Origin of the sequence: Arenibacter antarcticus, assembly GCF_041320605.1 — a bacterium.
In the GTDB taxonomy this organism is placed as follows: Bacteria; Bacteroidota; Bacteroidia; order Flavobacteriales; family Flavobacteriaceae; genus Arenibacter; species Arenibacter antarcticus.
In genome coordinates this window covers 2,171,190-2,196,723 of record NZ_CP166679.1, presented here as the reverse complement: position 1 = coordinate 2,196,723, position 25,534 = coordinate 2,171,190, and the positions used below count along the sequence as shown (strand labels likewise).

Below are 25,534 nucleotides of genomic sequence, written 5' to 3'. Positions count from 1 at the left end.
ACAATAACCGTACCTGTGTAGTCTGCTAATCCATATATCAGCGAGGATACAACAGCGTTCGACCAGACTAATTGCTTAACTTTACATTTCGCAAACAAGCTTTCTGTAGTCGTTATACAATACAAATTAGATAACTATACGCTACTTAGCGATATAGACGGTCTTTTTATTGACAAATTCCAACATACCCTCTAAAGACAATTCGCGTCCATACCCTGAAGCTTTAGTGCCTCCAAAGGGCAAACGTGGATCGGATTTCACCATCTCATTTATAAAAAATGCTCCATCAGGAATGTCCCCAACTACTTTACGTGCACTTTCCAGGTCTTCCGTAAACAACATGGTTCCCAATCCAAATTTTGATTTAGTGGCAAGTGCCAATGCATCGGTCCTATCTTTAGCCTTTATAATTGCTGCCACCGGCCCAAAAAGCTCTTCGTCAAAAGCAGGCATACCCGGCCTAACCTCCGTAATTATGGTAGGTTCATAATAGGCTCCACTCCTAGAATTACCATAATCTACCACCGCTCCCATTTTTATGGATTTCTCTACTTGATCGGAAAGGGAATGGGCTAAATCCTCACGGGCCAATACGCCAATATCAGTGCTTACATTCAAGGGATCCCCAATTTTTAGGGCTCTTACTATATCTCTAAATCTGGACAGAAATTCCCCGTATATTTCTTCCACTACAATAAATCGTTTTGCGGCTATACAACTCTGCCCATTGTTTAGCATACGGGCATTGACCATAGTATCTAAATATTTGTCTAGATCCGCATCTTCCCACACTATACAAGCATTATTGCCCCCTAGTTCCATAACGGACCTTTTTAAGTTCTTCCCTGCCAAACTTGCTATTGAACGCCCGGCTTTTTCACTTCCAGTAAGACTTACCCCCTGTACGATATCGCTTTCCATCACAGCTTCCAACTGCTTGTGATCAGCCAAAATCACTTGAAAACAGCCCTTAGGGTACCCTGCAGAAATAAACAATTCTTGAAGAGCTATTGCGCAACCAGAGACATTGCTCGCGTGTTTCAAAATTAGAGTATTCCCCGCAGTGAGCGTAGGTGCAGCACATCGGATTACCTGCCAAAAAGGAAAGTTCCAAGGCATTATTGCCAATACACAGCCTATAGGGTCGTAACTAATAAAACTCTCCCCAGCTTCGGTCTCTATTAGATCGTCTGAAAGAAATTGAACCGCATTTTTAGCATAAAAATCGCATACCCATGCACATTTCTCCACCTCAGCAACCGCTTGAGTTAGGGGTTTACCCATTTCTTTTGCCATTAAAACACTATACTTCTCCTTATTTCTCAATAATGTCTTTCCAAGATTTTTAAGCAACACCACCCTATTTTCAACACTTTCTGATTTCCATTCTAAAAAAGTGTCTTCGGTTTTTTTTAGCACCGTTCCTATTTCGGGGTCCGAAAAACGCTTATATTTTTCCAGTAATTGCTGGTTGTACGGATTAATTGAACGTAAATATTCCATGTCCTTATTTTTTAATGATTTTTAGAACCTATATAAAATTCCTCTCTCGGATTTGTTAAATCCCTTGTGTATCTATTGTGTATCTATAATGTCTTGAAACATCTTCACTATTCGCTCCCTGTCCAGGGAATTGGTGATATTTTCTTCCACATCCCTTTTTAAGGCCTGAATTTCTTTCCTTATACACTCCCTGTTTTCTATAGAAATCTGGGTATCCCGTTCCAAAAAACCCAAGGCACCAATAAGAGTAGCAACTACAGAATTGTCCTTTTTTGCATATAATCTTATTGGCTGTATTAAGATTTGCATCAAGTCCGATGCGCTGATAAAGTTTTTAATAAGGATAATTTTCCCCTCTTCAAGAGAAACAGAAGTGATTTTAGGGAATCTCATTGTTTTCTGCAACAGGGGAGTGAGTTTTGTTATGGCATCAATTGCAGTTCCTGGGTCGTTTATTCCAGGAGACATAGCCTTTACCGCAATCTCCATTAGCTTAACCATACCACCAATCCCATCATTATGGTCATTGCGGTTTTTGGACAAGTGGCAACAAAATAATACGGCATCCAGATCGTCTCCCTCTACCTTATTTTTAAGTCGCAACATGGGCATTCCTTCCCATATATGGGCTCCCAAATAAGGCAAAACCTCAATTTGGTTACCAGCGGAAACAAAGGAATCGGGCAGTAGAGCGGCATCAAAGCCCCTAAAATAACCTGTTATCGGTGCAAAGACAGTTGAAAATCCCTCGGTTTGCACTTGTTGCAGCCCCATTTGGGTGTCTTTAGCATTATCAATCTCCCGATCTATCTGTTTATTACTAGAGGCGTAGATTCCCTCTATAATATTTTGAATTTGAATGGAAGTGGATATACTGTGTATAAAATAAACGAATAAAGCAACGCAGCTTACTCCCCACAGTGCCGCCAACATAGTAGAAAATCCCAAGGAAGCAGAATCTATTCCCTTAGCGCCTAAAACAATCAGGATGATGATACAATACAACAAAGTTCCGATATAGACCCCTAAAATAAATTGATGTTTTTTATTGGAAATTAAACTGGGCAAAAGGCGCGGTGAAAAATTGGAGGAAGCCTGACTAAGCACTACCATAACCATGGTAAAACTAAAAACCGTTAAGGAAAGGACGCCCCCGATTAAGGTGGTTAAAATTGCCCGTGCCGTTTCATAATCCGAAATAAAGAGATAAGGCACCTTATCACTTATGGATTTAGCCAAGTCCAAACTCTCCAATTGTAAAATAGAAAAAGCAAGAATCAGAAAACCTAAGGCAATAATAACAGGATAAAATGCTATGCTCTGCACTACTCTCCCATAAACTTCCTTAGCCATTTTTAGGATTGATCGGAACATATTGCTTACTGAATTTAGATGTTTAAAGATAAACATTATAACAACCATAGGTGACGTATTCCCTTAAAATCCTAGCACAATCGATTGACATACAGCTCTCTTCACCTACCGAAATGCAGCATAAATATTCTTTATAAGGATCAATAAAATTTGGGATAGAGCACTTCTTAGGGGAATAGTAAATCTATATTTGTAGAAATTAGAGTTGTAAAAGATTAAAGATCATATTATTATAGACGTATTAATTACAGCCTATTTATAAAATATTAATACTAATTCCTGAACGTATTCCCCATTATTATTTTAGTAAGCTGTTGAGGTGTAGTACTAAAATAATAGCGTAAAAATTTGGTTGGTTGTTGAAAAATGGTTCCGTGATACTTTATCTTCGGAGCCATTTTTGTTTATATTACCTTTGTAAATCCTTAGTAATTCTATTTAATATATCGCCTTATATATTTTAAATTGACTTAACAACACCAACAGGACAAGCACTAAAACCTAAAAAGATGAGACTTAAACTTGAAGAAGCATGGGAGGAAATGATCAATAATTTATCTTCCTGGATGAATAGCCTGATTATTAATCTGCCAAACATCATAATAGCATCTTTCGTTTTTATAATGGCTGTTTTCCTTTCTAAATACATTTCCAAACTGACCTTAAAACTACTTGAGAAGAGCAGTTTACAAAAATCAATGAAAAATGTAATTGCCAGATTAATATCCATACTGGTTATTTTTGCTGCGCTTTTTTTAATCTTAGGAATACTGGACCTGAGCAAAACCTTAAATACACTTTTAGCTGGTGCAGGGGTTGCCGGTCTGGCAATAGGTCTAGCACTACAAGGGGCTTTAGCCAACACTTATTCTGGTATAATTCTTTCTTATATTAAGGAAATCAGATTTGGAGACTGGATAGAGAGCAATGATTATTCAGGGGAGGTAGTCAATATAGACCTCCGTGCGGTAACCATTAAACAACCCGATAACAATTTGGTCTATATTCCCAATAAGCTGGTTCTGGAAAATCCGCTGAAGAACTTTTCTTCAACTTCACAATCCAAGGTCATCCTAACTTGTGGTGTTGGTTATTCCTCCGATCTGGAGTTTGTCCGTACCTTGGTAAAAAAGACCATTACGGAAACATTTGATGCGGTAGAAAAGCATGGGGAGATCATTTTTATTTATACCGAATTCGGGGATAGTTCCATCAATTTTGAAACTCGGTTCTGGGTAAAAGCCACCTCCTCAATAGAGATTTTAAAAGCTAAGACAGAAGCCATGATCGCCATTAAAAAAGCCTTCGACAAAAACGATATTAATATTCCGTTCCCTATCAGGACCTTGGATTTTCCAAAAGACTTTAGGAAGCCCAACCAAGAATCCTAATCTACCATCAATTTGAATTCCTTTTAAGTTGATTGCGGTGGTAGTTGTGCAATATAAAATGTATTGAAATGAGTAGGAGCATTATAAAAAAATATTCGTTAAAAAAATTGTCCTTAGATGGGAAACTGGGAACATAGACTTTAAAGGATATCCAATAATTTAAAGTGACAGATCCAAGTAAATACAATTTATTTCTTAGGCTTCGAAAGCAATCCAGATATAGCTGAGCCTTGCACATCAACATTAATTCCTTACCAAATAATTGTCCTACCAATGGCCATAAAAAAATTAGGGGCAGGGCATATAATCGGGCTTCCCTAGCCAATGTTGCCAACATAACAATGGGCGTATTAACAATTACAGCAAGAATAAACGCTTTAATATACCGTTTTTGCAGCCCTTTAAAACGCATAGTCCGCTGCGCCATAAGCAATAAATAAAACACCGGTCCCAAGACTAGGATAAAGGAGAATAGGGTTTCCTTGGCACTAGCCATTGTCCCAAAATTATCTTGCACACATTGAAACCTACTGGCGGCTATATCTGAGGTCTCTTGCCACAAACCAGTATTCCAAAGAAATAAAAGCAGATAAACAGTATATATGGGTATTGGTAAAAATAGTAGCACCCATTTTCGTATTTCTTTAAGAGACCAGTGCTTAACCGAAACCAGACCCGAACCCAATCCAATAATCACAATTCCAGGTATAAGAAAGACACTACTTTCCCTAGCGATAATGGCCAAAGAAAAAAATAGCACATAGTATCCCCACTTGTTATTGATAAATGCCAAGATAGATAGCAGTAGTAAACAATATTGCAAAGGCTCATCATAGGTAAATATTGGCGGAAAAAAGGAGAATACTATGGAGAATGTCATGAAGAAAAACACCAAATTCAGAAGGGCATTCCCAGGGCTTCCATGGAGTTTAAATGAAGTTTTATACACCAACAGTCCGCAGATAAATAGCAACATAAAATTAATTAGGACAAAGGCTTCCCCTAGTGTAATTCCAAAAACACTAGAGGCACCCTCAATTAATAAAGAGGTAAGGGGCCTTCTTGCAAAAGGGGTGAATTCCTGATGATACCTTATCTGGGACTTTAAAAATACCTGGGAAAGTTTAGTATTGTTCTCATTCAACATACTATCCGATACTGGCAACATATGAATAGCAAATATGAACAGGACAAACCCAAATCCTACATAATAATGTACCTTATTTTTCATTTATCACAAGCCTATCAACGGGATTAAATGTAATGAAAACAAAACTGGCGTTTACCGTTCCTGATCAATATTGTATCGCAATGCGATAAAAATTATTTTTTTCGAGTTAAAACATTATAACATAGACTATTAACTTTGAGAAACGGATGTTAATCGATAGCCATCCCTAGAAAACAAATCTGTCGAGAACATAAAAATCAATGAAATATGAGCACATATACTAAAAACGTAGGAGAAAAATTAAACGAATTATTAGAGAAGACCTATGATGCGGAAAAAGGGTATAAAAAAGCGGCTGAAAATTCGGATCATGCGCTTTTAAAAGCATTTTTCGGTAGAAAGAGCAAAGAGCGGTATAATTTTGGCAATGCACTAAAAACCGAGATCCAAAATTTTGGTCAGGAAGTGGATGAGGGAGGAAGTGTCACTGGTGTGGCACATAGAGCTTGGATGGACGTTAAGGCCTTCTTTTCTTCGGATAAACCGGAGGCCATGCTAGAAGAAGCTATTAGAGGTGAAAAAGCGGCCGTTAAGGAATATAGGGATCTATTGTCCGAAACTAGCTTGCCCCTTAGCACCACCACTCTTTTAACAAAACAAATGAACCAAATCCAAGCTGATCTAAATCAGGTGAAGCGCTTGGAGGATGTAAGATAGCATGTAGCCTTTATAGCAGGAATCTGGAAATAGGGTGCTTGGCACCCTATTTTACCTTAAAATAAAAAAATATTAAAAACAGATTATTTTACGATGCACAGTCCACGAGAATTTATTTAGGTAAAATAACAGCTATTGTATTTTGGTGCACAGTATACCAATCACAAATAAATTTTATTAAAGCAAAAAAATTTCGGACAAATACTATATTACACAAAAAAATTTATGTATTATAAGCTATCCAATACGGCCAGCGTTCCTACATTACAAACGGAATACAATAAACTTTTCAAATACCCCAATCTATATCGCAAACAAGTATTGATAAACGGAATAGAAGAGGTCACCATTCCTATTATTACCATGGAAGAAAAGCAATACATTATTCCTGCTATATGGGGAATATTACCTGAAAACTACGAAGATGATTGGAGTGTTTTTCAAGATGTCATTAATTCCCTAAACCTAAATATTGATTCCTTGAACAACCCGTCTTGGTTCGCTCCTGCCCTATTACAAAGAAGATGCTTGATTCCCGTTACCGGTTTTTTTACGTCTTATCTTATTAATGGCGAACTTTACCCCTATTACTTTCATAGACAATCTGGGTTACCATTTTGCCTTACCGGTATTTACAATAGATTGGAAGATGGTTTCTTAAGCTGTGCGATAATTACCTCTACTACGGACCATGGGCTCAAAAATGTTCAAAATTTAGACAGAACTATCCCATTAATGCTCCCTAACGAACTACATAAAGACTGGTTGAACGAGGATTTAAATGAGGACGGAATAAAAAACCTACTTAAGTCCACTCCAGATTTTAAATTGATTGCCCACCCAATTTCAAAAGAATTTTTTAAAAATAATATATCCTATACCTCCATGTTGTCCCCTGTTAGTTATGAGGCAGCTCCGTCTAGGATAATTTTGGAAAATGGAATGGAATTACTTGCCCAGTGATGCAACCAAATTTAACAAAAGCAGTTTCCTAAAAGCATCAAAATCGTCATAAAGCCTAATAGGAAATCAACTTCACCATTGCTGAAGTGTTATTATGATTCGCTAGGTTATCTTTGAATCAGGTGCACCTCCAGCCCATGATTTAATAACAAACAAAAAACTAACCAACTGATTATCCGCCTCATAACACACCCTGACAACTCGTTTTTTGATTACTATCTGAGTTAATTTTTAATGTGATGTGGTTAAGCAAATTGTTAAAATTCAATAATCTTTGTAATGAAGGGCAGGTAATACGGCCCATAAGTTTAACCCTTAAAAATCAATCATTATGTTACGTTGGACAATTACATTCATAATTTTGGCGATAATAGCCGCTATTTTTGGTTTTGGTGGTATCGCCGCAGGAGCAGCCAGTATTGCGAAAATCCTGTTTTTTATCTTCTTGATTCTATTTGTGATCTCACTATTTACAGGAAGAAAAAGGATTTAAATCAAAACACCATGTCTCATGAGTATTATATAATGAGACAAAATTATAATCTACAACTATTAATTAAATCTAAATTTAAAAAAGATGAAAAAATCAATAATTTACTTTTTATTCGCCTTGCTTTTTAGTGTATCACTTTCAACATTTACGGGATGCAGGGAAGATAAAACTGCCGGAGAGAAAATTGAGGAAGGCATCGATGATGTAGGAGACGGAATTGAAGAAGGTGTAGAAGAGATTGGAGACGAAATAGACGATGCGACAGACGACCTTTAAAATCCCCCAATAATTATAATTATCAATAAAAACGGACATTCTCCTCTACGGATGATGTCCGTTTTTGTGCTTGTATTTCTCAGATATCCTACTTGCAACACTTCCTTCCCGTTAAGGACCTATAAAAGCAGTATCCCTATCTAGCTTTTTTAGATGATAGGTAAAATCTTTTCGGCACTTATTAAATAGGTATGCTCTAAAAATAATTAACTATTTCTGCCTATCACACGCATGGATTGCAAAGCACTGGCAGACTCTCAAAGGCCTAAAATCTTCTTGACAAATTTAAAAAGTACCCAGTCCGAAAAATCCAAAATTAGCCACCCTCTTTAAATAAAATGAAAATCTAAGTTGGAAAGGAGTTATATTTGTTATATTTTGAACAATATCTTAACATCCTGACCATAATTTTTTGGTAACCAATGAGAGTCTACGTAAAATTCGATTTTAACAAAATATGTAAAACTGTTTTACGTGAACAACTGGATATCCTAGGTTTAGAATATATCATTCACGGAGTGGGGGAGGTGGAATTTAAGCGTTCCCCATCTCTAATTGAAAAGCAAAATATCACCAGTACTCTGGACCTCTATGGTATAGAGATAATGGATGACCAACAAGTTGCTTTGGTGCAACGTATTAAGGATATTATAACGGAATGGGTTCATGATGAAGAGGGTCCAAAACGCTATAATTTTTCCACCCATCTTTCCGAAAAATTAGATTATTCCTATACTTATTTATCATCTATATTTTCGGAAACCACCTATTCCTCTATTGAAAATTTCATTATACTTAAAAAGATTGAATATGCTAAGAGCTTAATAATTAATTCTGATCTTACTTTAACAGAAATAGCGTATAAGCTTAATTACAGCAGTGTAGCGCATTTGTCCGCACAATTTAAAAAAACAACCGGCCTTACCCCTTCATCCTTTCAAAAGATTATCCAAAAAAGAAAGGAAAGGAGTATCATCCAGTAACCCCTAAAAGAATTATGTCATTACATTCGCTAAATATTGCACTTGCCGATGATGATCAAGACGACCGAACTTTGTTTAAAGAAGCTATAGAGGAAATTAAGATCAAAACAAAACTTTCTCTCTTTAAAGATGGAAAGGAATTAATGGATTATTTAACTCTTCCGAACGTTATTTTGCCAGAAATTGTATTTTTGGATCTAAATATGCCTTTAAAAAATGGCATGCAATGTTTAAGTGAAATAAGAAATCACGCAAAATTAAAGGACCTAATGGTCGCTATTTATTCCACTTCCTCATCGGAAGAGGATATTGAGGAGACCTTTGTAACTGGAGCTAATATTTACATCAACAAACCAAATAGTTTTGCTGCATTAAAGAAAGCTATTGATAAGGTGTTACAACTTAATTGGCAATATCACACCTCTGCCTTAAATAGGGATAATTTTCTATTGCGGATATAATTTACAAACTTATGGTGCTCAAAAAATTGGCCCCCTCGCCAAAAGTGTATATTATTATGCTTATTGCAGCAACCGCCCTTCTATTGTTCATTGGCAGTATCAGCTATAGGCAGATCGATAGGCTGGGGAAGTCCGCCGAATCTGTTACTTCAATTATGCAGGTAGATATGCAAATAAATCATTTGTTCTCCTACTATGGACAAATGCAGGCTACCGAATTAAGAAACCGCTTACTACAAGACTCCACGGGAATATCAACATTTGAAGTTTATATGCCCGAAACCTTAGAATCTATAAAGATCCTAGAAGAACTTACCTCGAATAAACCAGCGCAACAAAAAATTCTAAAAAAAGTTAAAATCTGGCAAGACAGCCTTTTTTTATCCCTAAAGCAATTAGCGGCGACACCTTATAATCAACCTATAACCTCTGCTAACTACAAGGAAAAGGTACTTAAAGTAACTTCGGCTATCACCGAACTAAGTTTACTGAGAAATCAGATGTATAGCGTTAAGCAAAAAGAACTTGCAAAACGAAAAGCAGCCTATGCTTCCCAAATCTCATTTACTCCGTTAACCATCCTTTTTCTGGGAACCTTCGCTGTGTTAATTTTTGTGGTGTCCTTTATTCAAATAAACATCTTAAGAAAAAAAACCACTACAGCAGAAAGATTCCTCGCAAATATATTGGCCTGCTCCGATAATATCATCAGCTACTTTGAGCCAATCTACGATGATTCCGGAAAAGTAAAAGACTTCACCATTACCTTTTCCAATGAGAAAATAGAATCTATATTAGGAAAAAAACCTGATCAGATTGCCAATACCAAAATGTCGGAAAACTTACCCGAAAATTTCAAAAACGGCATCTTTCAGGAACTGGTTCAGATAGTAGAGGAAGGATCTACCCGAAAATTTGAAAAGCTTTTAGAATACAATGGAAAGAAATCCTGGCTTAGGACAACTGCAACCCTTATGGATGATGGGGTACTTACCACCTCCATGGACACTACCACTGAAAAAAAGTTTACCAAAAACTTAAAACTCCTAAACGAAAAATTAGAATTTCGAAATAAGGACCTTATCCAAACCAAGGCCTTTTTAAACAATATCTTAGAAAGTGCCAGCAATACGGTTAGTCATCTTAATACCGAAATAGATAAGGACGGTAACATAATAGATTTCAGGTACCTCTTCACCAACAAGGAAACAGAGAATCTAACTGGCAATAAACCCAAATCGGTCATCGGTAAATCTATCACAGAAACATTTCCTTCGATCCATAATAATGGATTATTTAAGCTCATGGTAAAATGCGCTACCCAAGGCAGTATTGAAACCCACGAAACAAAATACTACTTAAACAACAAATGGAAATGGGTACATACCACCATAAACAAATTGAATACCGGGATTACCCTCACCTCATATGATAGTACCGAAATTATAAAAGCCAAACAAGTATTATTGGAACTCAATGAGCAATTAACCATTCAAAACTCCATTCTTAAGGATGCCGAAGCGGTCGCCAAGATCGGAAGCTATCGCTGGGACTTAAAAACAAATGAGGCCACCATGTCAGATAATTTTTATCGATTATTGGACTGTGAGGCAAACGAATTTATTGCCACCTCTGAAAATTACGATCGCTTTATACATCCAAAAGATCGAAATTATTATAACGAAAAATTACAGTTGACCACAGAAAGAAAGCATGATGGCAATTTCAATTACAGGATTATCACCAAGACTGGGAAAATAAAACACCTACAACATTCCGGTCATTTTGTGCAAAACGAGTTTATTGGAGTCGTTAAAGACATTACCACGGAACTAAAGAATGAACAAAAGCTAAAGGATAAAAATTTGGAACTCAAGAGGTCCAACAGTGAACTGGAGTCTTTTAATCGTGTTGCCAGCCATGACTTACAGGAACCCTTGAGAAAAATACAAATTTTCATTTCCAGGATAACCGAGGAGAATACTGAAAATGTTTCTAGCAAAAATCTCGAATATTTACATAAAGTAAGTTCTTCCGCAAATAGAATGCAGACCCTTATTAGATATCTCTTGGCTTATTCCCGATTGAACAAAGACAAAAAAGGACTTTCAACGGTAGACCTCAACGAAATATTAGAAAAGGTGCTAGAAGACTTGGAAGCACCAATTAAGGAGAAAGGTGTTTCTATTGAAGCCCACAATCTTCCAGAACTTAGTGGAGTCCCTTTTCAATTGGAACAGCTTTTTAATAATCTTCTTTCAAATTCCATTAAATATTCAAGCGTGCTGAATCGGCCAAAAATTGAAATCGACTGTCAACAACTTAAACGCAAACAGATAACGGACAATTTTCAAAAAAAGCACCAACAGTATTATTGTATTACCATTAAGGACAACGGAATAGGCTTTGATCAATCTAACGCCAAGAAAATCTTTGGGTTATTTCAGCGGTTGCACCAGAAAAATGAATACTCAGGAACGGGAATAGGTTTGGCCATTTGCAAGAAAATTGCAGAAAATCACAAAGGGCATATAGTAGCCGAAGGAACAATTAATAAAGGCGCCAATTTCCGTATATACCTTCCCGCCTAAGCTTTTGACTTCATTTTCCGTACTCTACACCCTCACATAAGTGAATACTTTCCTCTAAAAAACTATCTCAAATCGATATAATTATACCGTTATAGGCCAAAAATGGCTTTTTTAGTATAATTATATAAGAGAATTCAAAAATTGTATAACAGGGAGGGCCTACCTTTTATCGAGATTTGTATACACAAAACAAATGATTAAAAACAACTACCATGAAAAAATCCGACGAACAATCTTCCTTGAACTCAAAAGTTGGTAAGCGTTGGACTTTAGATTCAAAAATGGAGGAAGACAGCACCTTGCCAGATAATTTTATATTGGGAATGACAAATCAGCCAAACGGTTACAATTCCAATTAGCAGGTAAAATTTTACAATACTACCAAACTTGTACAAATTTATTAGCGCTACTAATGTCCAAAATATTGACCCTAATAGCAGTTTTAATGCTTGTCATTTGGACAATGGGCCTATTTGTATTCAACATAGGCAATTTAATACACTTTTTTCTATTACTGGCGGCTCTCCTAATGATCCTGAAAGTAATAAGGGAAAAATGACATTAAGAACCTTTAAACACAACATTATGAAAACAATTAACATAGATTCAAACAACATCACAAATATCTTTAATGAGATGCAACAAGATTTAGGTGGCAGCTTAAAATCCCGTCCCCAAGAATACCATCTAATCCTTGACAACGATTTGGCTAGTGGTACAATTACAGGTGTTTGCTTTAAAAGCCACATCTGCTTTATGCAATACGATATCACCTTTAAAGAAGATACTTTGGTAATTAATAACATGCCAAGTACGAACCCTATACATTTTATGTATTGCGCAAAGGGGAAAATAGCCCATAGTTTTGGAAATGAAGAGAAGCAACGGGTATTGAATCAATTTCAGACTGGTATATTCTCCAGTGACCCTAGCAAAGAAACAACTCTCTTTTTTAAGAAGGATGAACATGTAAAGATCTCCAATATAATGGTAACCACTACTGAGGAAGCATCAACGGAAGACAATATAGATAAATTGAGAAATCAATTACTAAAAACCTTTATGCCGAAAAATGGAGAGCAAACTTTTGCCTACACGGGCTCCTACAATCTTAAAATTGCCGAACAAATGCATCAATTGGAAGCCATTACCCAAAAAGGTTTGGTACGCCACTTGTTAACACAGGGAATTGTTCACCTAATGTTGGCCATGGAAATTCAGCAGCACAAGGAAGATCAAAAGAATTCGAAAAATAATTTTGGTTCTTTAACCAAGGATGAGGTAGACAACATAAGGGAACTCGCGGAATTCGTAAGAAATTATCCAGAGATTCAATACAACCTAAAGTACCTAAGCTCCAAGTCTGGTCTTTCGCCAGCAAAACTACAGGAAGGCTTTAAATTATTGTACAATAGAACGGTAACGGATTACATACGGAATGTAAGGGTGGAAACTGCAGAACACATGATCAAAACCACCGACCTAAATATTTCTGAAATTGTCTACAGTGTAGGACTTACCAGCAGAAGTTATTTCTCCAAAATTTTTAAGGAGCGATACAATTGCAGTCCAAAATACTATCAAGACAATCAAAACACGTTGGTTGCAACAGCTTAACTTCATATTTACTTAATACAAAAAACCGGTCTGAACAGATCGGTTTTTTTGTGCCCTTTTGTAACGATGGTCTGGTTAATTTAAGAAATGACTCAACCTACATTACTTCTATGTAGATCACTAGAGACAGACCATAAGGATATGGTTTCGGTTCTGGTCAGCCAACGGATTATTGGAGATTGAACTTGCCTGCCTGCCAGTAGGTAGGCCCAGTCGAAACCGGATATCTTGGAGAGCAATACACTTGATGGCTGTTTTGGTTCCTCTCAGACAGCAACTACAACACTATCAGAATGGGAAATCAAAATGTTTCTTAATGGCTTCTTTTAAAAATTTAGCATAAAAAAAATCGGTTAAGAAAAATTATTCTTAACCGATGATTCAAGGGGGGAATTAAAACTTGTTAGAAAGCCTTTAAGGAAGCTCTTAACATCCAAGACATTTGTTCGTGAACCTGCATAATTCCAGTGATGAAATCTGCCGTACCTTCATCATTGTGTGCTTCGGTATTATCTCCTATACTTTTCCTGATAAATTTTATGATGGTAGAATGATCTTCCAGTAAGGCATCCATCAAGCTGGTGCTATCGGTCTTTTTAGGTGCCTCGTCCTTTAAATGCGATAGTTTTAAAAACTCCCCTAGTGTACCAGGTGAATAGAACCCCAGCATTCTTATTCTCTCTGCCACCTCATCTACTATGGTCTCAATTTTGTTGTATTCCTCCTCAAAAAACACGTGTTTCGTATGGAAATCGATTCCCTCTACGTTCCAATGCGCGTTTCTCAGTTTAGTGTACAGCAAATATTCATCTGCTAAAAGTTTCCGTAACATCTCCACTACGGCCTTCCTATTATCTTTAGTTATTCCAATGGTTGTTTGTGTAGAATCCATGATTATATATATTTTTAGTTCCTACCCCAAGTTAAGCCTGGTGATTTAATAAAATTGCTTGAAACGATTCTTTCATTGCTCTAAATCCTATTTCAGGTAAAACGCAGCCCAAAATAGGTTGGTGTTAAGGCGATTGTAGCCGTATTGAATTTTGTGACGAGATTAGTTTTAGGGTATCTAAGTTGCAAATCAGGAGTTTTACTCTCCAGAATCTTCCTCAATTTTCTTAATTGCCACAGTGTCGGCCCCCAAGTAACTTGCTATTTTAGATGGAGTTTTTATCAAGATCCAGGTAGCACCAAACATAAGGATGGGATGCGCCAACGTAATAGGATTTTTATCAAGGATCTTTAGACAATCCTCCCACCCTAGATCAACTTGATCAGTTCCATACTCGGCAATAAAATCTGGGTGTTTCATATTTATGAGATCACATATCCTAATCCCCAAATGATCCGCGATCTGAGCCCATTGAGTACCAGTGACCTTTGTTTTAGCTATATCTATCGCCAGAAGTTTTTTGTCGGAAGTAGTTGCATAGGCATATGTTTGCTTCCCTATGGAAGTCCCCGAATGATAATAGAGCGTTAATTTTCTTTCGTCTTTCACAATTTCTTCCATATTATTTTTATTTATAAGGTAATTCAACAAAACATATATGAGAGTCGTTTTTCATTCTATTATTGCCCCAATTGAGATTGAGATCAAACAACACTTCAGTCTTGCTTTCCATTTCCTGTAAGGGTACTTAGCACCCCTTCCTTTACATTGAGCCATAAATAGTTAAAAAATGACTTGCTGACATCTCGTTCTGCTTCAATACTGCCATATCTATAGCCATTTAGATCCGCTTGCGAACCGTCATTGGTAAATATATTACCAAGGAGGGTCAGTAACTTATTTACACCTCCTCTATTTTTTTGCAATATTACAAATCCGAAGTCTTGATATTTCATTTTCATATCCCCAATAGAACTCACCTTATCTCCACTAAAGGTGAAAAACAGCTCCTTTATGTCTCCATTGGCCTCTGCCCTTAGGTTGGATATTAAAAATGGATTGATGCTTTTCGAATTAAAATCGCGTAGCTCCCCAGACACCAGAAAAGCATCGTTCTCCATTTGCGGATCAAAATTCCAGTTTAATATAAGGGGAGCCTTGCCCATTAATAAAGCATTAATCTCAATTGTTGTACCATCACCTTTTACAGTAGTTTTGGTATTTGAAATTCTCTTTAAGTCTGCATCCAAGTCCGAAAATATAATTTCGCCTGGCACAATTCCTTGCGTCACCAATTCGGCATAAGAAATATAACCCCTATTAATTTTTAATTCAGCAACATCTAATTCCAATGGCATTTCCCGGAGCATCTGACTATATAGTTTTTTTGGATCAAAATCATCAGGTACCAATTTATCCCTATATATTCTCAAGCTTGGATCAGAAAAGATTCCTTTATCTATGTTTAGAAAAAATCGGCCTTCATCATATCCGAAGTCCAACTGAGAAATTAGCACTTCCGGGATTTTTAGATCGATGTGGTCTCGTTCTTTAATCAAAATCCTAGATAATTCCCTTTTATTATATTTAGAGGTAAGAGTTATATTTTTAAAAACAGCCTCCTTTTGCACCAGATCTACCTCAGCGACCTTAAGCACCTCATAGGGCCCAAGATCCACAAATAAGTCATGTGAATTAAAAGTAAGGGCTTCATAGGTAAAGGGAATTTTATTCTTTAAGGTTTCAGTACTGATGCCAACTTGACTTAAGGATAGATTGAAGGAATCTATCTTCAATTTCACACTATCTGGTTTTTGTTGCATTAGGATGTATTCCCCATCGGCAATATTGAAATTAGCTATTGATATATCACGACCTACTTCCTCCGTTTTAGCAGCATTTTTAGGGGAAAGCAGGTCATCAGGAAAATGCATTATAACAGGTTCTAAAAGTTCTACATTTCTAAAGCTAACGGTATTATTAAATAGCAGGTTGCCGTATCCTAGGCCCTTAAAGTTTAAGGCCTCCATTATAGCAGAAGTATGCCTTAACAAGGTATCAGGATTATAAAAGTCTAGCCGTACCTCTTTTAAACGAATGGATCCAGAAAGGACATTAACGGTTAACCCTTCGTAATCCAAATGGATATGCTTAGGCACCTTTTTACTTAAAAAATTGGCCACTCTAGATTTTGCCATGAGTTGCGCTACCATCACCAAACCAATAAAAAGAGAGATGAGGATGAAAATAATTCTAACTGCTTTTTTACGCGACATGGACAACTATCTTTTTAAATCTTGATCCAAAAGGATTTTAAAGAATTCTCGATAAGATTCACAATTTAAAACAAAAGTTATAACTATAAAGAAAATATATTTGACCTATTTGAACCCACTACTATTAGGGTTAGTATTTAATTGGATTAAGGTCAATTCTCCATCCATTTTTAATAATTTTGTATTTTAATTAAGGAACCATCCCAAGTAAAATACGTGGTTCGCTAACACTATTAAAAAACTAACAACTAATATGAAAAAATTACTAGGTCTAGTTACTATTGCACTTCTTATGACAGTAAGCGCACATTCACAGTCGATCTCCAAAAATGCCCTAGGGGTACGGTTAGGGGATAATGATGGATTTGGTGGGGAAATTTCCTACCAACGTTATTTACATGAAAACAACAGATTGGAATTTGACCTTGGATGGAGAAATTCCCATAATGTTGATGCTTTTAAACTGGTTGGACTTTACCAATGGGTAATGCCCATAGACGGTGGTTTTCATTGGTATGTAGGTGCCGGAGCAGGATTAGGTCAATTTGAGAAAAAAGATTCAGATGGCACCTTCGCCTTGATTGCAGGAGACATTGGTATTGAATATGATTTTGATTTCCCACTATTATTATCCTTAGACATTAGACCCGAGTTTGGGTTTAATGACAAGTATTCGGATGATCTGGATATGGATATTGCCTTAGGAGTGCGGTTTCAGTTCTAAACTGATCCAGCTTATAGCATATCAAACAATATAGTATTCAAGGTATTGGGAAATTGAATTTCCCAATACCTTTTTTTATTGTAGGCATTCTTTCACTGCCCTAACACTTCCAATGCCAACCACGACATTAATCCGCCTCCTGTTTCCAGAGCGGTTTCATCTATATTAAAAGTAGCCGTATGCAATCCCGATGAAATTCTCTTCTCCGTATTCCCCACCCCTAACAGGTAAAAACAAGCGGGATTATTCAGGGTATAATAGGCGAAATCCTCCGCCGCCATCCACAAATCTAAATCCACCACATTTTCGGTCCCCAAAAAGTTAGCTGCACTATTTTTCATGGAGTTGCTTAACTCTATCTCATTATTAAGGTGTGGGTATCCCTTGGGAATATCTACTAGGCATTCCCCGCCCATCCCTTCGGCAATAGCTTTTGCCAATTTTGTAAGTTTTGCAATAGCTTCACTCCTCCATTCCTCATCAAAGGTGCGGAACGTCCCCTCAATACTCACCTTATCCGGAATTATATTATTGGCTCCATCCCCAATTATTCGTCCAAAAGATAGCACACTTGGTGTTTTTGGGGATGCCATTCTGCTCACCAATTGTTGGGAAGCTACAATAATATGGGAGGCAATAAGTATTGGATCTATACATTCTTCAGGTACTGCCGCATGTCCGCCCTTTCCAATAACCGTTAAATACACCTCATCCATACTGGCCATAAATTGCCCCGCTCTAAAGCCTACCTTCCCCGCTGGCAGTTTGGGCATCACATGTTGTCCCAAATGGGGAACTGTCCCTATATCCTGATAGACTTTCTCCTTCATAACCAAGGTGGCACCACCTGGCATTACCTCTTCCCCTGGTTGAAACAATAATTTTACAGTCCCAGAAAATTCGCTCTTCAACAGAAATAGAATTTTGGCTGTTAGCAAAAGGGAACTCATATGTACGTCGTGCCCACAGGCATGCATTACACCATCAGTATTGGAGGTGTATTCCAATACGTTTTCCTCTTGTATGGGGAGAGCGTCCATATCTGCTCTCAGCAAAACTGTTTTTCCCTTTTCGCTTCCTGTAATTGTCGCTAATAAGCCAGTTTCTGCGACTGTTATAATGTCGGAAACTCCAATTTTAAAGAGTTCTTTCCTTATAAAAATAGAGGTATTGAACTCCTTAAAAGAAAGCTCAGGATGTTGATGAAGATGCCTTCTTACATCAACATATTCTGCTGCGTATTGTTTTGCCAATTGTTTAATCCTATCCCTTAAATACATTCTTTTACCTTTAAGTTCTTTTAATTTTATAAATTGATGTTATCCCTTCCAAGCACTTTGTTTCATCGCACCATCTATTCACCATACACTAGCTACTTTCCCTTGGTAGGAGAAGGGGTACTTTGCTCTCTTTTCGGGGAAAAGGACGGAAGGGAACTAGAATTCTAGCCAATTTAATCGTTTAAGATATAATAATTAAATTTAGGACTTTTCCACTTTTGATACGTACCAGGTAGATCAGCTACCATAAAAACTTCCAGACCGGGAATTTTATTTTGTAGTTTTTTACCGTTTTCCACCCCGATCACACTTAGGGCAGAAGCATAGGCATCGGCCATAGTTCCATTAGGAGCAATAGTGGTAACTTGGATATTATTGCTTAAAGCCCTACCCGTTTTTGGATCTACAATATGGGAATATCGTTTCCCGTCCATTATAAAATATTGGTATAAATCTCCCGAAGTGGCCACTGCCTGATTCTTAAGGTTGAGCTTGGTAAAAACCTCGGCTCCATTTAAGTCGTAATAGCTAAATCCCAATACCCAGTATTCTTTATCTGGTGGGGCACCGCTTACTGTTACATCTCCTCCCATATCCACCAAGGCCGATTTAACCCCCAATTCTTTCAATAGCACTATAGCCTTATCCGCAGTATATCCTTTGCCAATACCTCCTAAATCCAATTGCATACCCGAATCCTTTAGTCTTACGACATCATCTTCGAAAAATTCAATTTTGCCAAACCCGGTTTTTTTCTTAGCCAATTGAATCTCTTGGTCCGTAGGCAACGTTCCCTTTTTTCTAGCGTTTTTCCAAAGTGCAATTACAGGCCCCATGCTTACATCAAAAGCACCATCTGTTTTTTCACTAACGCCCACGGATAGCTTTAATATTTGGAATAGATCCTTGCTCACCTTCACCTTCGAATTTACCGTTTCACATAGCCTATTTAACTCACTTTGTGGCAAATAATCACTTAAGACAGCATTTAAATCATCTATTCTTTTAAAGACCAATTTGGCCACCGTATCGGCATCAGCACTATCGGGGGCATAAAACACCAGCCTTATTTGCGTCCCCATCTGTTGATGGTTAAACGAATACTTTTTTTGGGCCGTTAATACTAAAGGGAAAACAAAAAGATATAATAAAACCGAGAAAACTTTTATTCTGTTCATAATCAGCACTTACAAATGGACCCCTACTCTTTCACCTCCTCAATGGAGTCCTTTTCCGCAAATATAGTTATTAGCTCCGGATCAATCCCCCGGTCTATACGCACATTGGGTAAAGCATCTTTTAATGAACTATTTTTTGTCTCGGATAAGGGAGTGTCCCATAAATATAAGCTGTGTAAATGATTATAATTCTTAAGAATTGGCAAACTAGCCTCAGTAATTTTTGTGGCATATGCCTTTAGCACCAAAAGGTTTGAAAGCGCACCCAACTTTGCAAATTCACGGTCGGTTATATTTGTCCTATCCAATTCCAGCCATTCCAGATTAGTGCACATACCAACAATTTCCATTTCCTTTTCGCCCAAAGGAAGCCCGCTTAAATCTAACTCCACAATATTACTTGTCACTCTTTTAAGTGACAATATCAAATTCGGATCATATTTCGGAGGAGAAAAAATAGAAACACTAAGGGCCTGCGAATTGCCAGCAATCCTTTTTACAGTTCTATAATCCCCGTTTAAATTTTGCAAGGTACTATCCGCTACTATGGGGAAGGATTTCCATTTATCCATCTTTTCTGGTGCCATCATCTCCTTAACCAAGTCTTGCAGGGGTTCGTCATTATCCAAATGATTCAATCTTAGGGTATCCGATGCGCCCAAGGCAATCCAACGCTCCATTATCTGAATTTCATTTTCGGATAAGGGTTTCTTTCCCTCTGGCGGCATATGGTCTTCACTTTTTAGGGGCAATCGCAATCGCTTCACCAGTTCGCTATTAGCTGGTTCTCCGCGTACAATGGCTGGACCGTTTTCCCCTCCCACCAAGAGCTCAGCAATTCCGGTCATTAGAAGTTCCCCTTTTTTCTTGTTCGGATTATGGCAACCGATACAGTTAATATCCAGCACCCGATGCACGATATCTTTGTATAGCAATGGGTTGTCCGGTATCTCCCCCAACTTTGTGTTCTGAGGAAGTGCTAGAAAATCCTCTCCATGGGTTATCATTCCTCCGTAATGCCCAGTAAAACCTATCAGAATAATCAATATAACCTGAATAGACTTTACTAAATATACTTGCTGTAGGTAGTTAACACTCACCCAATACCAAACCGCGGCCAAAACTGCGACCCCGGCACCCATCCATTGATGCCAAAAGATCAAATCTCCTTTCGGATCAACCTCGGCACCCAGAAAGAACCCAGTAATGGCGGTAACCAAAGCTGAAAAGGTAGCAATGGCGAGCAAAAGATCGGGTACTTTATTCTTGAAAAGTCCGATCAACGCCGCCATCAATAACAATACTATAGGAAAATGAAGGACCAATGGATGTAAACGCCCTAACCAGGCTACTAGGTTTGGCAGCGCAATAAAGGATTCGAAAATTAAAAGAAAAATTAGAAATACGGTAAGGCCTAAGATGACTTGACTTACCCATTTGGGACTACTTCCTTTTGCCATAACTTAGGTTAAGATATCTTTTACCACATTACCAGCAACATCTGTCAGCCTGAACCGGCGTCCCTGGTACTTATAGATCAATTGTTCATGGTCTAGCCCCATATTGTGCATTATTGTAGCATGGAAATCGTTTATATGGACCGGATTTTTGATGATGTTGTAACCAAATTCATCTGTTTCCCCATAGGTAATCCCGGGTTTTATGCCTCCTCCGGCCATCCAAATACTAAAGGCCCTAGGATGGTGGTCCCGCCCGTAGGTCTTTGGATCAAAATTCCCCTGGCAATAATTAGTCCGACCAAATTCCCCGCCCCAGATCACTAGGGTATCCTCTAACATTCCACGTTGCTTTAGATCCAGAACCAAGGCTGCTGAAGCTTTGTCCACATCCTTGGCCTGCCCTGCCATCTCATTGGGCAGATTGCCATGTTGGTCCCATCCCTGATGATACAATTGTATAAAGCGCACCCCGCTTTCTGCCAATCTTCTGGCTTGTAGACAATTGGCTGCGTAGGTCCCCGGGACCTGGGAATCTTCCCCGTATAGCTGTATAATAGATTCCGGTTCCTTTTTAATATCCATTACATCTGGTACGGACATTTGCATGCGGTAGGCCATTTCGTATTGTGCAATTCTCGACTCAATCTCGTCGTCTCCTGTTTCCACATGATGTATCTTGTTTAAGGAGGATACATGGTCTAATAAATGTCTTTTATCAGAACGGGAAATACCGTCCGGATCATTCAAGTACAATACTGGGTTATTCCCCGAACGCAACAGTACTCCTTGGTGCTTGGAATCTAGAAATCCGCTGGACCATAATTTGGAATACAAGCCCTGACTGTTCCCCTTGCCCCTAGATGTCAGCACTACAAAAGAAGGTAAATTCTGATTTTCGCTCCCTAATCCATAGCTAAGCCAAGATCCCATACTGGGCCTTCCTGATTGTTGATTTCCTGTTTGAAAAAAGGTTATGGCCGGATCGTGGTTAATGGCTTCGGTATGCATACCCCGTACAATACAGATGTCATCGGCGATTTTACCAATATGGGGAAAAAGATCGCTTATCCATGCCCCACTTTTACCGTATTGTTTAAAATCTACCGCTGAGGGCATTAAGGGGAATTTGGACTGCCCCGAGGTCATTCCCGTCAGCCGCTGCCCATTCCTTATGGAATCTGGGAGGTCCTCCCCCATCCTTTTGGCCAACATAGGCTTATAATCGAAGGATTCCAATTGGGAGGGGCCACCGGCCTGAAATAAATAAATGACCCTTTTTGCTTTTGGAGCAAAATGTGGAATTCCTAAGGGCTGGCTTGCCAATTGGCCAGCTTGCCCTTTAAAGAGGTCTGGGATCAATAACGACCCCAATGCCAAAGACCCTATCCCCACACTCAACTGCGAGAAAAAATGTCTTCGGTTTACCTTTAGAGGGTTTTCTGGGCTATCTTTATCTTTATCCTTTTCCATAATCGTTATTCTTTGGTAATGGTTTCGTCCAGATTATAAATTACTTGCGCTGTAAGCATTAACGCAGCCGTTCTTACCGGATCGGTATCTATTTGCTTATATTTTCCTTGCGTCAATAATTTCTCCGCATCCCCCTTCTTATTTGAAAATAGGTCTAAAGCATCTTCAAAGTAAGACTCTAGCACCGCCAGCTCTTCCTTATTGGGCTCTCGGATCAAGATACGCTGGAAAATAGAAGTCACTGGATTTTTAGACCCCGCATTTTCGGCAAGGGTTTTTTGGGCCAACACTCTGGCCGCCTCCAGCATTTGAACATCATTTTGAAGGGCCAGTGCTTGTAATGGGGTATTTGTTTTTTGCCGCCTCACCTCACAGAGATCTCGAGTAGGGGCGTCAAAGATCGACATACTGGCTGGAGGCATGGTCCGTTTCCAAAAGGTATATAACGACCGCCGGTACAAACTCTCCCCTTCGTCCTCCACATAGGAGGTTAAGGTACCCCTGTTGCCTCCCGCATTGGTCTCTTCCCATAAACCCGCGGGCTGGTAGGGCTTTACACTTGGGCCACCCAATTCGGCGTTTAAAAGTCCACTAGTTGCCAACATATAATCCCTGATCATTTCTCCGCTCATCCTAAAGCGTTCTGCCCTCGCTAATAATAGGTTTTCGGGATCGGCCTTTTTTAATTCGTCCGTAGCAATGGAACTTTGTTGATAAGTAGCGGAAAGCATAATTTTTTTTAGCAAGTATTTTATGTCCCAACCATGGTCCATAAAATCGCGGGACAACCAATCCAATAATTGTGGATGGGTGGGTAAACTGCCCTGAACCCCAAAATCTTCAGAAGTAACCACAAGGCCCTTTCCAAATAGCATGCCCCACAGTCTATTGACAAACACCCTTGCGGTCAGAGGGTTATCCGTATCGGTCACCCATTTCGCCAATCCCAATCTATTCTTAGGAAGATCTTCTGAAAAGGGAAAAATGTCCTTAGGGGTGTCCGGTAATACCTTTTCACCAAGATCGTAATATTCTCCACGGTTAAAGACAAACGTCTCCCTAGGCATAGAATCGTTCATGACCATTACCTTAACATCCTCCTCCTTCTTTTTATTTATAAAGGATAAGACTCCATTGGCTTCCTCATCCGTGATTACCATAAATGGGGCATCGGCAAAATATTTTTGGTTCGCGGCCTGCACGGCATCCATTTGCAATCCTTTCTCCGCTACATTGTTGAAGAAGGAATACATCTCAAAATACTCGCGCTGCGACAGGGCATCGTACTTGTGGTCATGGCATTTGGCACATTCCAAGGTAAGCCCCAAGATTCCCTTACCCAAGGTATTTGTACGGTCTACCACGTAGTACGATTGATATTCCTCTTGAATAACACCGCCTTCCTGCGTAATAGGATGGTTTCTATTAAAGCCCGTAGCTAATATTTGATCCTTGCTGGCATTAGGCAAAAGATCACCCGCCAATTGCTCTATTAAAAATTCATCGTACGCCAAGTTATTATTAAATGCGTGGATAACCCAATCGCGCCACGGCCACATACTCCTATAACTATCGTCCTGGTAACCATGGGAATCCGCATACCTTGCAACATCCAACCAGACTTGGGTCATGCGTTCCCCATAGCTAGGGGAGGCAAGAAATTCATCTATGGCCTGGTCAAATACAAAATCTTGACCCTCGGAAAGGTATTTCTCCATCTGCTCCATATTCGGGGGCAAACCTGTTATATCCAAACTCATCCTTCTTATCAGGGTTTCGTTGGCTGTCTTTTTAGAAGGAGACAGATCGTGTTCTTCCAATTTTTCCAAAACAAAATAATCTATTTCGTTCTGGACCCAATCGGTTTCTTCAATTTTTGGCAATTCCGCTTTTCGAGGCGGGATATAGGCCCAATGCTTATCAAATTTAGCCCCTTGCTCTATCCATTTTTTTAAAAGTTTCTTCTCGTGGAAATTTAATTTTAATTGAGAGTCCGAAGGTGGCATAACTTGCTTTGGATCATCGGAAATCACATGTTGGTAAAGCATGCTCTTGTTGGGCTTCCCCTTCACAATGGCGTATTTCCCTGGATTTTCCGGCAATTCCTCAAAAGCGTTTGTTTCTAGATCTAACCGAAGGCCAGCCTTTCGTTTATTGGCATCGGGGCCATGGCAGGTATAGCAATTATCTGATAAAATTGGCTTAATATGAAAATTATAATCTACCAGTTCTGGCATTTTTTGATGTACATATTCATCATCCGAGGCTCTAAAAAACCCGGATTGGAATGCAAAGACCAACGCCATTAGCCCTAAAAGGATAAAAAAGATACTAAGTTTTTGTTTCATGTATACGATATTACTTAGACTACATAAAAGTTAGCTCAAAAAATCCAAAGTCTCCTTCATCCAATTATATTTAACAGCTTTTCGCAAAGGATCACGATTAAAATACTCGAAGCAAACGTAAAAGATATTAAAATTTACAACGTATAACAACCTAGCCACCTTTAATTCATAATTTTAGGAGCAAATATATTTTTCACGACAAATTCCTAAACCTATAAATTACACCTCCATATTCAATAATTTTAGGGTTTTCCCAAATACAGTACTGTGGCTTTTAGGAACAAAATTGAGCCCCCTAATACTCCGTAGACAAAATCAATTACCTCACAAATGGGTATACATGGATTGTACAGCACCATTACTGGA

General features: G+C 38.4%; 23 protein-coding genes. 12 read left to right on the top strand and 11 right to left on the bottom strand.

The window, feature by feature from the left end; translation table 11 throughout:
• Positions 1-141: 141 nt before the first annotated feature.
• Positions 142-1,503 carry an NAD-dependent succinate-semialdehyde dehydrogenase gene (locus tag KCTC52924_RS09020; protein WP_251806399.1) on the bottom strand — a complete coding sequence of 454 codons (1,362 nt, stop codon included), beginning with the start codon at positions 1,501-1,503 and terminating at the stop codon, positions 142-144.
• A gap of 72 nt (positions 1,504-1,575) precedes the next feature.
• Positions 1,576-2,877: a DUF2254 domain-containing protein gene (locus tag KCTC52924_RS09015; protein ID WP_251806398.1), complete on the bottom strand. Its 1,302-nt coding sequence runs from the start codon at positions 2,875-2,877 to the stop codon at positions 1,576-1,578.
• A gap of 509 nt (positions 2,878-3,386) precedes the next feature.
• On the opposite strand from KCTC52924_RS09015, the gene KCTC52924_RS09010 reads away from it, so the two are divergent.
• A complete protein-coding gene (locus KCTC52924_RS09010; protein ID WP_251806397.1) occupies positions 3,387-4,268 on the top strand; it encodes a mechanosensitive ion channel family protein in 882 nt (293 codons plus the stop codon).
• 7 nt (positions 4,269-4,275) lie between these two features.
• Here the strand turns inward: KCTC52924_RS09010 and KCTC52924_RS09005 are convergent, their stop codons facing one another.
• Positions 4,276-5,499 carry a hypothetical protein gene (locus KCTC52924_RS09005; protein WP_251806396.1) on the bottom strand — a complete coding sequence of 408 codons (1,224 nt, stop codon included), beginning with the start codon at positions 5,497-5,499 and terminating at the stop codon, positions 4,276-4,278.
• A gap of 207 nt (positions 5,500-5,706) precedes the next feature.
• Between KCTC52924_RS09005 and KCTC52924_RS09000 the strand changes: the two genes are divergently transcribed.
• The 10 genes from KCTC52924_RS09000 to KCTC52924_RS08955 all read left to right on the top strand — a co-directional run bounded on the left by KCTC52924_RS09000 (position 5,707) and on the right by KCTC52924_RS08955 (position 13,540).
• Positions 5,707-6,156 carry a PA2169 family four-helix-bundle protein gene (locus KCTC52924_RS09000; RefSeq protein WP_251806395.1) on the top strand — a complete coding sequence of 150 codons (450 nt, stop codon included), beginning with the start codon at positions 5,707-5,709 and terminating at the stop codon, positions 6,154-6,156.
• 225 nt (positions 6,157-6,381) lie between these two features.
• Positions 6,382-7,119: an SOS response-associated peptidase gene (locus KCTC52924_RS08995; RefSeq protein ID WP_251806394.1), complete on the top strand. Its 738-nt coding sequence runs from the start codon at positions 6,382-6,384 to the stop codon at positions 7,117-7,119.
• Positions 7,120-7,450: 331 nt separating this feature from the next.
• The gene (locus KCTC52924_RS08990) at positions 7,451-7,612 is read left to right on the top strand and encodes a DUF1328 family protein (protein WP_251806393.1); all 162 of its coding nucleotides are present in this window, start codon (positions 7,451-7,453) and stop codon (positions 7,610-7,612) included.
• A gap of 84 nt (positions 7,613-7,696) precedes the next feature.
• Positions 7,697-7,888: a hypothetical protein gene (locus tag KCTC52924_RS08985; protein ID WP_251806392.1), complete on the top strand. Its 192-nt coding sequence runs from the start codon at positions 7,697-7,699 to the stop codon at positions 7,886-7,888.
• Between the two features lie 422 nt (positions 7,889-8,310).
• Complete coding sequence (locus tag KCTC52924_RS08980) at positions 8,311-8,871, top strand: AraC family transcriptional regulator (protein WP_251806391.1); 561 nt, start codon at positions 8,311-8,313, stop codon at positions 8,869-8,871.
• 14 nt (positions 8,872-8,885) lie between these two features.
• A complete protein-coding gene (locus KCTC52924_RS08975; protein WP_251806390.1) occupies positions 8,886-9,332 on the top strand; it encodes a response regulator in 447 nt (148 codons plus the stop codon).
• Positions 9,333-9,343: 11 nt separating this feature from the next.
• Positions 9,344-11,923 carry an ATP-binding protein gene (locus KCTC52924_RS08970; protein ID WP_251806389.1) on the top strand — a complete coding sequence of 860 codons (2,580 nt, stop codon included), beginning with the start codon at positions 9,344-9,346 and terminating at the stop codon, positions 11,921-11,923.
• A 212-nt stretch (positions 11,924-12,135) separates the two neighbouring features.
• The gene (locus KCTC52924_RS08965) at positions 12,136-12,282 is read left to right on the top strand and encodes a hypothetical protein (RefSeq protein WP_251806388.1); all 147 of its coding nucleotides are present in this window, start codon (positions 12,136-12,138) and stop codon (positions 12,280-12,282) included.
• 53 nt (positions 12,283-12,335) lie between these two features.
• Entirely contained in the window at positions 12,336-12,482 is a 147-nt protein-coding gene (locus KCTC52924_RS08960; RefSeq protein ID WP_353057461.1) for a lmo0937 family membrane protein, read from the top strand.
• 26 nt (positions 12,483-12,508) lie between these two features.
• Positions 12,509-13,540 (top strand): AraC family transcriptional regulator, encoded by a 1,032-nt coding sequence (locus KCTC52924_RS08955; RefSeq protein WP_251806387.1) that lies wholly within the window; start codon positions 12,509-12,511, stop codon positions 13,538-13,540.
• 403 nt (positions 13,541-13,943) lie between these two features.
• Here KCTC52924_RS08955 and KCTC52924_RS08950 read toward each other — a convergent pair whose 3' ends face one another.
• The 3 genes from KCTC52924_RS08950 to KCTC52924_RS08940 form a co-directional block, all read right to left on the bottom strand.
• Positions 13,944-14,432: a Dps family protein gene (locus tag KCTC52924_RS08950; RefSeq protein ID WP_251806386.1), complete on the bottom strand. Its 489-nt coding sequence runs from the start codon at positions 14,430-14,432 to the stop codon at positions 13,944-13,946.
• A 198-nt stretch (positions 14,433-14,630) separates the two neighbouring features.
• On the bottom strand, positions 14,631-15,053 hold the full coding sequence (locus tag KCTC52924_RS08945; protein ID WP_251806385.1) for an arsenate reductase family protein: 423 nt from the start codon (positions 15,051-15,053) through the stop codon (positions 14,631-14,633).
• 95 nt (positions 15,054-15,148) lie between these two features.
• On the bottom strand, positions 15,149-16,708 hold the full coding sequence (locus KCTC52924_RS08940; RefSeq protein WP_251806384.1) for a hypothetical protein: 1,560 nt from the start codon (positions 16,706-16,708) through the stop codon (positions 15,149-15,151).
• A gap of 253 nt (positions 16,709-16,961) precedes the next feature.
• Here KCTC52924_RS08940 and KCTC52924_RS08935 point away from each other — a divergent pair, with 253 nt between their 5' ends.
• Complete coding sequence (locus tag KCTC52924_RS08935; RefSeq protein WP_251806383.1) at positions 16,962-17,432, top strand: hypothetical protein; 471 nt, start codon at positions 16,962-16,964, stop codon at positions 17,430-17,432.
• Positions 17,433-17,524: 92 nt separating this feature from the next.
• Here KCTC52924_RS08935 and KCTC52924_RS08930 read toward each other — a convergent pair whose 3' ends face one another.
• From KCTC52924_RS08930 to KCTC52924_RS08910, 5 genes are all read right to left on the bottom strand, one after another.
• Positions 17,525-18,712 (bottom strand): M20 family metallopeptidase, encoded by a 1,188-nt coding sequence (locus KCTC52924_RS08930; protein WP_251806382.1) that lies wholly within the window; start codon positions 18,710-18,712, stop codon positions 17,525-17,527.
• Between the two features lie 173 nt (positions 18,713-18,885).
• A complete protein-coding gene (locus tag KCTC52924_RS08925; RefSeq protein ID WP_370671533.1) occupies positions 18,886-19,794 on the bottom strand; it encodes an FAD:protein FMN transferase in 909 nt (302 codons plus the stop codon).
• A gap of 119 nt (positions 19,795-19,913) precedes the next feature.
• Positions 19,914-21,350 (bottom strand): c-type cytochrome domain-containing protein, encoded by a 1,437-nt coding sequence (locus tag KCTC52924_RS08920; protein ID WP_251806380.1) that lies wholly within the window; start codon positions 21,348-21,350, stop codon positions 19,914-19,916.
• A 3-nt stretch (positions 21,351-21,353) separates the two neighbouring features.
• On the bottom strand, positions 21,354-22,820 hold the full coding sequence (locus tag KCTC52924_RS08915; RefSeq protein WP_251806379.1) for a DUF1501 domain-containing protein: 1,467 nt from the start codon (positions 22,818-22,820) through the stop codon (positions 21,354-21,356).
• A 5-nt stretch (positions 22,821-22,825) separates the two neighbouring features.
• Positions 22,826-25,168, bottom strand: coding sequence for a PSD1 and planctomycete cytochrome C domain-containing protein (locus KCTC52924_RS08910; RefSeq protein ID WP_251806378.1), 2,343 nt, complete (start codon positions 25,166-25,168; stop codon positions 22,826-22,828).
• Positions 25,169-25,534 lie beyond the last annotated feature (366 nt).